The organism is Enterobacter oligotrophicus (assembly GCF_009176645.1).
GTDB classification, from domain to species: Bacteria; Pseudomonadota; Gammaproteobacteria; order Enterobacterales; family Enterobacteriaceae; genus Enterobacter; species Enterobacter oligotrophicus.
In genome coordinates this window covers 3291975-3303185 of record NZ_AP019007.1, presented here as the reverse complement: position 1 = coordinate 3303185, position 11211 = coordinate 3291975, and the positions used below count along the sequence as shown (strand labels likewise).

General features: G+C 55.4%; 10 protein-coding genes. All 10 read right to left on the bottom strand.

The features are described from left to right. Positions 1-30: 30 nt before the first annotated feature. Positions 31-534 carry a secA translation cis-regulator SecM gene (secM, locus tag EoCCA6_RS15830; RefSeq protein ID WP_167515547.1) on the bottom strand — a complete coding sequence of 168 codons (504 nt, stop codon included), beginning with the start codon at positions 532-534 and terminating at the stop codon, positions 31-33. A 278-nt stretch (positions 535-812) separates the two neighbouring features. Beyond that, the gene (lpxC, locus tag EoCCA6_RS15825; protein WP_013095578.1) at positions 813-1730 is read right to left on the bottom strand and encodes a UDP-3-O-acyl-N-acetylglucosamine deacetylase; all 918 of its coding nucleotides are present in this window, start codon (positions 1728-1730) and stop codon (positions 813-815) included. A 101-nt stretch (positions 1731-1831) separates the two neighbouring features. Further along, on the bottom strand, positions 1832-2983 hold the full coding sequence (gene ftsZ, locus EoCCA6_RS15820) for a cell division protein FtsZ (protein ID WP_152083454.1): 1152 nt from the start codon (positions 2981-2983) through the stop codon (positions 1832-1834). 63 nt (positions 2984-3046) lie between these two features. After that, positions 3047-4303: a cell division protein FtsA gene (gene ftsA / locus EoCCA6_RS15815; RefSeq protein WP_010426970.1), complete on the bottom strand. Its 1257-nt coding sequence runs from the start codon at positions 4301-4303 to the stop codon at positions 3047-3049. After that, positions 4300-5142: a cell division protein FtsQ gene (gene ftsQ, locus EoCCA6_RS15810; RefSeq protein ID WP_152083453.1), complete on the bottom strand. Its 843-nt coding sequence runs from the start codon at positions 5140-5142 to the stop codon at positions 4300-4302. Before ftsQ ends, ftsA begins: the two co-directional genes overlap by 4 nt. A gap of 1 nt (position 5143) precedes the next feature. Continuing rightward, a complete protein-coding gene (locus EoCCA6_RS15805) occupies positions 5144-6064 on the bottom strand; it encodes a D-alanine--D-alanine ligase (RefSeq protein ID WP_152083452.1) in 921 nt (306 codons plus the stop codon). Next, positions 6057-7532: a UDP-N-acetylmuramate--L-alanine ligase gene (murC, locus tag EoCCA6_RS15800; protein ID WP_152083451.1), complete on the bottom strand. Its 1476-nt coding sequence runs from the start codon at positions 7530-7532 to the stop codon at positions 6057-6059. The genes EoCCA6_RS15805 and murC overlap by 8 nt, the downstream gene beginning before the upstream one ends. A gap of 56 nt (positions 7533-7588) precedes the next feature. Further along, the gene (gene murG / locus EoCCA6_RS15795; protein ID WP_152083450.1) at positions 7589-8653 is read right to left on the bottom strand and encodes an undecaprenyldiphospho-muramoylpentapeptide beta-N-acetylglucosaminyltransferase; all 1065 of its coding nucleotides are present in this window, start codon (positions 8651-8653) and stop codon (positions 7589-7591) included. Next, positions 8650-9894 (bottom strand): cell division protein FtsW, encoded by a 1245-nt coding sequence (gene ftsW / locus EoCCA6_RS15790; protein WP_152083449.1) that lies wholly within the window; start codon positions 9892-9894, stop codon positions 8650-8652. Before ftsW ends, murG begins: the two co-directional genes overlap by 4 nt. Beyond that, positions 9894-11210 (bottom strand): UDP-N-acetylmuramoyl-L-alanine--D-glutamate ligase, encoded by a 1317-nt coding sequence (gene murD / locus EoCCA6_RS15785; RefSeq protein ID WP_152083448.1) that lies wholly within the window; start codon positions 11208-11210, stop codon positions 9894-9896. Before murD ends, ftsW begins: the two co-directional genes overlap by 1 nt. Between the last annotated feature and the right edge of the window lies 1 nt (position 11211).

The window sequence follows — 11211 nt, the reverse complement described above, 5'->3', positions numbered from 1 at the left end:
GATAAATTAAGGTATTGAAAAAGCGTTAATTTAGCTGAGGCGTAGCGGTCCGGCACGGATGCCGTGAACCTGGCTTATCCATGTCGAGACAGAAAATGTGACAGGAGCAATGAAAGCAAGCTGCGCCGTCTGGCGAACCATTACCGGCGGCTGACTGTCCTGCGTGAGCAGCGCATTAAGCGTATCCAGTAAGGCAAGATGCTGAGCCTGAACCGGCAGCGTCTCTTCTGCCACAGGCATCGTCTGCGGTGCCATCGCAAAGGAGAGATGGCGGATAACGGTGCGGATGGCGTGTTGATGCCAGTAATCAACCGAGAAATTCGGACGGCGATTAGCTTCAAGCCACGCGAGGTTAGTAAAATTAACTCGCGTGTTGAGATCGTGTTTGGATGTAGTGGTCTTCGCCGGTGTTGCCGCTTCAGCGCTGTTGCTGAGCGCAGGCAAGCCGAGACTCGCCGCGACCATCCCCAATAAGAGATGCGGCCAGAAGTAACGTCTGCCAAATTGTCGCCAGCGCGTCAGTATTCCGCTCACCTGCTCCACCACATAAGCCAGCCCTGCACAGGCTGAGTTCAGTTATTTTTTTAGCGCTCAGATATTACCACTAAAGCCAATGCACAGCAGCAGTAATGACGTACTGCAGTGGGGAAAAACGGTCAAGAATGCAGCTAACGCACAGATTTCCTGCACCCGACAGAGGCCAGAAACAGCAGAGGTAAGTCTAAGAAGGGTAAAAATAAAAACGACTGGCCTTCCTGGTCGGAGAGAGTACCAGGTTAACCAGTCGATTTTTTACGAAACGGCTTAAACCGTTATGCCAGGACCAGGCCTGGAGCCTTGAATGCCAGCGGCAGTTCAGCTTCGTCTTCGAAGGTCACATATTCCCAGGCTTCCTGTTTTGCCAGGACGGCCTGCAACAGTTTGTTGTTCAGCGCATGACCGGATTTGAACGCGGTAAATGCACCAATGATATTGTGACCACACATGAACAGGTCGCCGATCGCATCCAGCATTTTGTGACGAACGAATTCATCTTCAAAACGCAGGCCGTCTTCGTTCAGTACGCGATAATCGTCAACAACGATGGCACAATCGAAGCTGCCGCCCAGGCACAGGCCGCGGGACTGCAGATATTCGATATCACGCATAAAGCCGAAAGTACGAGCACGGCTGATCTGACGCATAAACGCATCAGCAGAGAAGTTCATCGCATAGCGCTGGGTGCTTGCATCAATCGCCGGATGGTTAAAATCGATGGTAAAATCCAGCGAGAAACCATTGTACGGTTTGAATTCAGCCCACTTGTCGCCATCTTCGACGCGAACGGTCTCTTTGATGCGAACAAATTTCTTCGCGCAGTTCAGTTCTTCGATGCCGGCATCCAGCAACAAATAGACGAACGGTGCAGCACTACCATCCATGATCGGGATTTCTGGCGCATCGACTTCAACAATAATGTTGTCGATACCCAGACCCGCCAGGGCGGCGTTCAGGTGCTCTACGGTAGAAATCCGCACGTCATGCTCGTTCACCAGGCAAGTACAGAGCATAGTATCACGCACAGATTTGGCATCGGCCGGAAAATCTACCGGTGGATTCAAGTCGGTGCGACGATAGATGACCCCGGTATTGGCCGGCGCAGGGCGCAACGTCAGTGTGACTTTCTTGCCGGTATGTAAACCGACACCCGTCGCCTGAACGATACGTTTAAGTGTCCTTTGTTTGATCATCGTATAATCTCGCCAAATTACTTATCCAACCGAGAGTGTATATCACTAACGGTGGGCCAGTTTAGCACAAAGAGCGCAAATCCCCAAATTCCAGCCAATTCTTAGTCAGCTTGCTTACGCAGGAACGCCGGGATGTCCAGATAATCTGGCTCTTTCGCCGTTTGCGGAGTGGTATCGTTAACCACTTTCGCGGCCGGTTTCTGCTCCTGAGTCAGTGGAGACATACCGTGCTGCTGGTAACGATCCATGACCGGTTGCTGAGTCTGTTTGTTCGTTACCAGAGTGATCTCAGGACGCTTGTCCATACCGATACCGGTCGCAACAACGGTCACGCGCAGTTCGTCGTTCATTTCCGGGTCAAGGGAAGTACCGATAACTACGGTCGCGTTGTCAGAGGCGAACGCACGGATGGTGTTACCCACGGTTTCGAACTCATCCAGACGCAGGTCAAAACCAGCGGTAATGTTGACCAGCACGCCGCGCGCACCAGACAGATCGATATCTTCCAGCAGTGGAGAAGAGATCGCCATTTCAGCCGCTTCTTCTGCACGGTCTTCACCGCTCGCCACGCCAGAGCCCATCATCGCATAGCCCATTTCAGACATCACGGTGCGCACGTCTGCAAAGTCAACGTTCATCAGGCCAGGACGGGTAATCAGTTCAGCGATACCCTGAACCGCGCCTTTCAGCACGTCGTTGGCTGCGCCAAAGGCGTCCAGCAGAGAGATACCGCGGCCCAGCACTTTCAGCAGTTTGTCGTTCGGAATGGTAATCAGAGAGTCCACGTGTTTGGACAGCTCGGTAATACCCTGTTCCGCGAATGCCATACGCTTCTTGCCTTCGAAGTTGAAAGGCTTGGTCACGACAGCAACGGTCAGGATACCTAAATCTTTCGCCACTTCAGCGACAACAGGTGCAGCACCCGTGCCTGTACCGCCGCCCATACCCGCTGCGATAAAGACCATGTCCGCACCTTCCAGTGCAGCACGCAGGGCTTCACGATCTTCTTCAGCCGCGTTACGACCGACTTCCGGGTTAGCCCCAGCGCCCAGACCTTTGGTGATGCCACCGCCAATCTGAATCGTCTGGCCAACAGCCGTCTTACGCAGTGCTTGTGCATCGGTGTTAACCGCAAAGAATTCAACGCCTTCAATGCGCTCGCGCACCATATGCTCTACGGCGTTACCGCCGCCGCCACCGACGCCGATGACTTTAATCACCGCGTCGTTGGTCAGTTCCATAGGTTCAAACATAATTTCTCTCTCCGTTGTGCCTGTCGCCCGAGACCGCTAATTCTCTCCGGTCTCTTAAAAAAATTAAAACTCTTTTCGCAACCAGGTGTTCAGTCGTTTGACCCACGACCCCACCGATACGCGTTTTTCCACTTCTGCTTCACCACTCAAATGGGACTCTTTCCCGTAATGAAGCAGGCCCACTGCCGTTGAATAGTACGGCTCCTGAGCATAATCCGTTAAACCGGTGATATTCAGCGGTGCACCAATACGCACCTGCGTATGGAACACGCGCTGAGCGCAGGCCGCAAGACCTTCAATTTGCGCTGCCCCGCCGGTTAATACAATCCCCGCCGCGAGATGATGTTTAACACCCTGCTGGCGAAGTTGTTCCTGTAACTGCAAAATCTCTTCGTTGACCAGGTTGAGCAGCTCGGTATAACGCGGCTCAATCACCTCTGCCAGCGTCTGGCGCTGCAGGCTGCGCGGCGGACGCCCGCCCACGCTCGGCACTTCAACGCTCTCATCTTTGCCAACGATAGAACCCAGCGCACAGCCGTGGCGCACTTTAATCGCCTCTGCATCGCTCGGTGGCGTACCAAAGGCGTAAGCAATATCGCTGGTCACCACGTTCCCGGCATAAGGGATCACTTTGGTGTGGCGCAGCGCACCGCCTGTATAGACGGCCATATCCATTGTACCACCACCAATATCGACCACACAGACGCCGAGTTCACGTTCATCTTCGGTCAGCACGGAATAGCTTGCGGCCAGACCGGCGAAAATAAGTTGGTCAACTTTCAGGCCACAACGTTCAACGGCTTTTACGATGTTCTTCGCCATATCGTTGTGACATGTGATCAGGTGCACTTTTGCCTGCATACGCACGCCGGAAAGACCGACCGGGTTCTTGATCCCTTCCTGATAGTCGATCGCATATTCCTGCGGGATCACGTGCAGTACACGATGCTCATCGCGCACGCGCACGGACTTCGCCGTATGCACAACATTCTCAACGTCTTCCTGCGTCACTTCTTCTTCGGAAATCGGCACCATACCGATTTCGTTCTGGCAGCTGATGTGCTTGCCAGAGAGGGCCAGATAGACAGAGGAGATCTGGCAATCTGCCATTAATTCAGCCTGATCGATGGCGCGCTGAACGCATTTCACCACCGACTCAAGGTCGTTTACCCCACCTTTATCCATACCACGGGACGGGCAACTGCCCACGCCAATGATATTGACCATACCGTCGGGCAGAACTTCCCCTACTAAAGCGGCAACCTTCGCGGTGCCAATCTCCAGTCCAACTACCAGTTTTCTGTCCGTCGCCTTGATCATTGTTGTTCTGCCTGTACCTGTGCCTGATTCTGTTGCTGATTAGGTTCCTCGACCGGAGCCGGCTCCCAACCGACTGCTGCGCCTGAGTCATAGCGCAAATCAACGTAGCTTATCCGTTTGCCGTCCGTCTGCGCCTGCTGCTGTAAAACCGGGTAAAGTTCTACGAAACGCGCCAGACGTTTCATTGTGTCGCCGCGACCCAGGTTGAGCTTAATGCCGTTCGTTAACGTCAGTTGCCATGAGCGGCGCGCCGTCATCGCAGCATCTTTTAACGTGAACCTGTCTTTCGCCAGCACCTGGCCCATTTCGCGAAAACCCTGTAATACTTCGTTTTCACTGCCCTCAGGGCCATACAACATCGGTAAATTCTGCTTGCTGACACGATCGGCCGGGACGCTGAAGGAATTTCCGTCTACGTCTACCATGTGCTGATCATTCCAACGCGCAATGGGCACATATTCAACCAGATGAATCTTCAATTCATCAGGCCATTGCTTTCTTACACTCGCCTGTTTTATCCATGGCAGTCGTTCAATCTGACTCTGGATAATATTGACGTCCTGCGTCATAAAGGTGCCAGGCGATCCCAGCGCCAGAATCGACTGGCGAATATCATCGTTACGCGTGTAGTGGCGCTCGCCCGTTACCACCAGCTTCGAGAGCGGTAACCGCTGCGCATCTTCCATCCAGCCCAGCACCATCCAGCCGCTGATAAACACGGTGCACAGCACCCCGAGCAGGAAGATAATCCCTGCAAGACGCGTTCCATTACTCCGGCGTGAAGAGGAATATTCTTCCTCGTCATCGCGGTTGCGCGTGTTCAATGCAGCCTGAGACATATCAGCCCGCCTGGTCCAGAATACGTACGACTAACTGCGAGAAGCTCATCCCCGCCTGACGCGCCGCCATCGGCACAAGGCTGTGGCTGGTCATGCCTGGAGAAGTATTCGCTTCCAGCAGATAAAATTGCCCATCGCTGTCGAGCATCACATCAATGCGTCCCCAGCCACGGCATCCCAGGACATTCCAGGCTTTCAGCACCAGAGCCTGTAAATCGGCTTCACGCTCAGCTTCAAGACCACCAGGACAAAAATATTGCGTCTCATCAGAGAGATACTTCGCCTCATAATCATAGAAGGTTCCGGCCGGTTGGATACGAATTGACGGTAAAATTTCTTCGCCAAGCATCGCGACGGTAAATTCCGGCCCGCTGAGCCATTTTTCAATCAGAACTTCTTCATCATGTTGAAATGCCAGCGTTAAAGCAGCAGATAAATCGTCAGCTTTGTCGACTTTGGACATCCCGACGCTTGACCCTTCGCGGCTTGGCTTAACAATAACCGGTAACCCCAGCTCAGCAATGCGTGCATTAACGCTGTCCTGTAGGCCCAATTCGAACTCACGGCGCGTCAGCGCAACCCATGGCGCAACGGGCAGCCCCGCTCCCTGCCACAGCAGTTTGCTGCGCAGTTTATCCATCGAAATGGCCGATGCCATTACGCCGCTACCGGTGTATGGCATGCCGATTAAATCCAGCAGCCCTTGCAAGGTTCCATCTTCGCCACCACGCCCATGCAGCGCGATAAAAACTTTATCGAAGCCCATCGCTTTCAGTTGCGTGACATCAACCTCTTTAGGATCGACCGGGTGCGCATTCACACCGCCTTCACGCAGGCCCGCCAGTACAGCCGCGCCTGAGTTAAGGGAAACCTCACGTTCAGCCGACGTGCCGCCAAACAGGACCGCAATCTTATCAGCCATGACGCTCGTCCTCCTGAGTTTGCGGCTTCAGTTTGATTTCAGCTAAGGTACGGGCGATTTTGCCGATATTTCCCGCACCCTGAATCAGAACCAAATCATTGCCCGTCAATACCGGAGCCAGAATCTCAGCCACCTGAGCGGGTTCAGAAACCAAAATAGGGTCCACTTTACCGCGTCCACGAATGGTACGACACAAAGAACGGCTGTCTGCCCCCGGAATCGGAGTTTCGCCCGCTGAATAAACATCCAGCATTAGCAACGTATCCACCTGTGAAAGTACACTGGCGAAATCGTCATACAGATCGCGGGTACGGGTGTAACGGTGTGGCTGGAAGATCATTACCAGATGTTTGTCCGGCCAACCCGCACGCGCCGCCTTGATCGTCGCGTCCACTTCGGTTGGGTGGTGGCCATAGTCATCCACCAGCATGGCGCTGCCTGATTTACCGTTCACCGCGTCCAGCGGGAATTCGCCGAGGAAGTCGAAACGACGCCCGGTGCCCTGGAAGCTCTCCAGTGCGCGCAGGATTGCGTCGTCATCAATGCCTTCTTCTGTCGCCACGGCGACCGCGGCGGCGGCATTCAGGGCATTGTGGCGTCCGGGGGCGTTCAGCGTAACGTGCAGCAGTTCTTTATCCTGACGCGCCAGGGTGAAATGCCCCTGAGCACCTGTCTGCCTGTAATCTTCCACACGCACATCAGCGTCTTCGCTGAAGCCATAGGTGGTGATTTGACGCCCGACGCGCGGCAACAGCTCGCGAATGACCGGATCGTCCACACACATCACCGCGCGCCCATAAAACGGCAGGTTGTGCAGGAAGTTAATAAAGGTCTGTTTTAAATTCTCGAAGTCACCCTGGTAAGTGTCCATATGGTCAGCTTCGATATTGGTGACAATCGCCACCATCGGCTGCAGATGCAGGAACGACGCATCGCTCTCATCCGCTTCCGCAATCAGGTAACGGCTGTGGCCCAGACGCGCATGAACGCCTGCCGCTTTCACCAGCCCGCCGTTAACAAACGTTGGGTCAAGACCCGCTTCGGCATAAATACTGGAAACCATCGCCGTCGTCGTGGTTTTACCGTGCGTACCGGCAACCGCGATGCCGTGACGGAAACGCATCAGTTCCGCCAGCATTTCCGCGCGGCGGATCACCGGAATGCGCGCTTCATGCGCAGCAACGATTTCCGGGTTATCAGAAGAGATGGCGCTGGATACTACAACCACGCTCGCATCGCGCACGTTTTCCGGGCGATGGTTGAAATAGATAGTCGCCCCAAGCGACGCTAACTGCTGCGTAACAGGGTTTGGTGCCAGGTCAGACCCGCTGATCTGATAGCCTTCGTTAGCTAACACTTCGGCAATACCGCCCATGCCAGCACCACCGATGCCGACAAAGTGAATGTGCCGAACGCGACGCATCTCGGGCACGATTGAACGCAGTTTTGCCAGTTGTTGTGTATTCATTCTCTAAACGCCATCGACTACTTAAAATTCGTGCAGCGCAACACGCGCTGCGAGGGTTAAGCCTGGGCTGCCAGGCTCACTTCTTTTGCCACCCGTTCCGTCGCATCCGGGATAGCGGTCGCGCGTGCGCGTTGGGCCATCTCCAGCAATGCGTCTCTGTTCCAGCCCGCCAGAGTGGTGGCGACCGCATCGGCGGTAAATTGTGGCTGCTCGAATATTTTCGCGGCACCGGCTTTCTCAAGCGGCAACGCGTTCCAGTACTGCTGTCTGTCTTTGTGCTGGAACGGCACAAACAGTGCTGGCAAACCGGCGGCGGCAATTTCGCTCACCGTCAGTGCGCCAGAGCGGCAAACCACGACATCGGCCCAGGCATAAGCTGCAGCCATATCGTCGATAAACTCAGTAACTTTATGCTGCGGCTGCCCCGACTCGGCGTAAGCCTGCTCAACGGTCTGCTGCGCGCCTTTTCCGCTCTGATGCCAAATCGTCACGGCATCACCCAGTTTTGCCGCAACCTGCGGCATCGTCTGGTTTAAAATGCGCGCCCCCTGAGATCCACCGACAACCAGCACACGTACCGGCCCTTCACGGCCATTCAGGCGAACGTCCGGCAGCGGCAGCGCCAGCACGTCCACGCGCACCGGGTTACCCACGACGTCCGCTTTAGGGAACGCACCTGGGAAGGCCTGCATCACTTTGGTGGCAATTTTCGCCAGCCATTTGTTGGTCAAACCGGCGATACCGTTCTGCTCGTGCAGTACAACAGGAATGCCCAGTGACCACGCCGCCAGCCCGCCTGGACCGGAAACATACCCCCCCATCCCCAGCACCACATCAGGCTTAAAGCGCTTCATGATGGAACGCGCCTGACGCCATGCGTTAAAAATTCGCACAGGTGCCAGCAACTGGGCCTTGATGCCTTTGCCCCGAAGACCGGAAATACGAATAAAGTCGATCTCAATACCGTGTTTCGGTACAAGATCAGCCTCCATGCGATCTGCGGTTCCCAGCCAGCGTACCTGCCAGCCCTGATCCATTAAATGGTGCGCAACCGCCAGCCCAGGGAACACATGTCCACCTGTACCGCCTGCCATCACCATTAACCGCTTCGGTTGATTCATCGTGAACCTCGTGTAAACGCCTGGGCTTTTTCCAGACGTGTCTCATAATCTATGCGTAACAAAAACATGATGGCCGTCGACATGATCAACAGACTCGAACCACCATAGCTGATCAACGGCAACGTCAGACCCTTGGTCGGCAGCATACCTGCTGCGGCCCCGACGTTGACCAGTGCCTGGAAGCTAAACCAGATACCAATTGAACAGGCTAAGAAACCCGAGAAGCGGTGATCGATCTCCAGCGCTTTCCGGCCAATCGACATGGCGCGGAAAGCGACGAAGAATACCATTAATAGTGCCAATACCACACCGATATAACCCAGTTCTTCCCCAATAATGGAGAAGATGAAGTCGGTGTGTGCCTCAGGCAAATACTCCAGTTTCTGTACGGAGTTGCCCAGGCCCTGGCCCCAGACTTCGCCGCGACCAAACGCCATCAGCGATTGCGTCAACTGGTAGCCACTGCCAAACGGATCTTCCCACGGGTTCCAGAAAGATGTCACACGGCGGATACGGTAAGGCTCGGCAAGGATCAGCAGCACGACCGCCGAAATCCCCATCCCAATGATGGCGATGAACTGCCACAGCTTCGCGCCCGCCAGGAACAGCATCGCCAGCGTGGTGACAAACAGTACCACCACCGTACCGAGGTCGGGCTGTGCCAGCAGCAGGATCGCAAGCACCAGAATCACGCCCATCGGCTTTAAGAAGCCGCGAAGGTTGTTACGCACTTCGTCAACTTTACGCACCAGGTAGTTCGCCAGGTAGCAGAACAGCGACAGCTTGGTGAATTCCGCTGGCTGAATACGCAGCGGACCAAACGCAATCCAGCGCGATGCCCCGTTTACGGAGCTACCGACAACCAGCACGATCAGCAGCATGATGATCGATGCAATCAACATCGCCGTACTGTGCCGCTGCCAGAAGGCCATTGGCAAACGTAAGGTAATCATCGCCAGGCAGAACGCCAGAATGATGTACAGCCCGTCACGCTTGGCAAACAGGAACGGATCGTTAGCCAGACGTTGCCCGACAGGCATCGACGCCGAGGTGACCATGATAAAGCCGATCGCCGCCAGCCCCAGCGTAAGCCAGAACAACGTGCGGTCGTACATGATCAGGCTATCGGAATCCTTGTCCCGCGAAGCCATCACCCAGCCTTTCAGCGCCGCAAACAGCCACGCCAGGATGCCAAATCCTGGCAGGCGCGGCATTTTCAGGCGAGGGAGAGATAAACGCATCAGCCTAACTCCTTCGCCAGGCGGGTAAAGAGATCGCCCCGCTGTTCGAAATTCTTGAATTGATCGAGGCTGGCACAGGCAGGCGAGAGCAGCACCATATCACCTGGCTTAACGCGCGGGGCAATGAGGCGCATCGCCTGCTCCATGGTCTCGGTTTGCTCGGCCACGTCAGGACGCAGTTCAGCCAGTTCGCTGCCGTCACGACCAAAACAGTAAAGACGAATGTTGTCCCCGGAGAGGTATTGCTTCAGCGAGGAGAAATCGGCCGACTTGCCGTCGCCGCCAAGTAGCAGATGCAGCGTGCCCTCAACGTGAAGACCGTTCAGGGCAGCCTCAGTGCTACCCACGTTGGTGGCTTTGGAGTCGTTAATCCAGCGCACGCCGTTATGCTCCAGCGCCAGCTGGAAACGGTGCGCCAGACCGGTAAAGGTGGTCAGGGCTTTGAGGCTGGAAGAACGCGGCAAGCCCACCGCATCCGCCAGCGCCAGCGCCGCCAGGGCATTGGTGTAGTTATGCTGGCCGGAAAGCGTCATCTCTTTCACGTTCAGCACTTTCTCACCTTTCACGCGCAGCCAGGTTTCGCCCTGCTGACGGTTCAGATGGTAATCACCCATGTTGATGCCAAAGCTGATGCAGCGTTCATCCGCCCCACGTACCGGCATGGTCAGCGCGTCATCGGCGTTCACCACACAGACTTTGGCATTTTCGTAAACGCGCAGCTTAGCGGCGCGATACTGCTGCAGACCAAACGGATACCTGTCCATATGATCTTCAGTTACGTTGAGGATCGTCGCCGCGGCGGCATGCAGGCTGGAGGTCGTTTCCAGCTGGAAGCTGGAAAGCTCCAGTACGTACAGCTCGCAGCCCTTATCCAGCAGCATCAGCGCAGGCAGGCCGATATTGCCCCCCACACCCACGTTCATACCTGCGGCTTTCGCCATCTCACCGACCAGCGTAGTGACGGTACTTTTACCATTCGAACCGGTAATGGCGATTATCGGTGCCTGCGCTTCGCGACAGAACAGCTCAATATCCCCGACAATCTCTATGCCAGCATCCGCCGCAGCGCTCAGCGAAGGGTGCGCCAGGGCCAAACCTGGGCTGGCAACAATCAGATCGGCTGCCAGCAGCCAGTCATCATTCAGACCACCAAGGTGGCGTTCAACCTGTTCCGGCAGCTTGTCCAGACCCGGCGGAGAGACACGCGTATCCATCACGCGCGGCGTGATGCCACGCGCAAGGAAAAAGTCCACGCAGGAAAGGCCCGTGAGGCCCAACCCGATGATAACGACTTTTTTACCCTGGTAATCTGCCATG

Bases quoted from the DNA above. Each gene is read 5' to 3' on its own strand.
- murC (WP_152083451.1), bottom strand. From the start codon at position 7,532: ATGAATACACAACAACTGGCAAAACTGCGTTCAATCGTGCCCGAGATG.
- murD (WP_152083448.1), bottom strand. From the start codon at position 11,210: ATGGCAGATTACCAGGGTAAAAAAGTCGTTATCATCGGGTTGGGCCTC.
- lpxC (WP_013095578.1), bottom strand. From the start codon at position 1,730: ATGATCAAACAAAGGACACTTAAACGTATCGTTCAGGCGACGGGTGTC.
- ftsQ (WP_152083453.1), bottom strand. From the start codon at position 5,142: ATGTCTCAGGCTGCATTGAACACGCGCAACCGCGATGACGAGGAAGAA.
- murG (WP_152083450.1), bottom strand. From the start codon at position 8,653: ATGAATCAACCGAAGCGGTTAATGGTGATGGCAGGCGGTACAGGTGGA.
- ftsA (WP_010426970.1), bottom strand. From the start codon at position 4,303: ATGATCAAGGCGACGGACAGAAAACTGGTAGTTGGACTGGAGATTGGC.
- EoCCA6_RS15805 (WP_152083452.1), bottom strand. From the start codon at position 6,064: ATGGCTGATAAGATTGCGGTCCTGTTTGGCGGCACGTCGGCTGAACGT.
- ftsZ (WP_152083454.1), bottom strand. From the start codon at position 2,983: ATGTTTGAACCTATGGAACTGACCAACGACGCGGTGATTAAAGTCATC.
- ftsW (WP_152083449.1), bottom strand. From the start codon at position 9,894: ATGCGTTTATCTCTCCCTCGCCTGAAAATGCCGCGCCTGCCAGGATTT.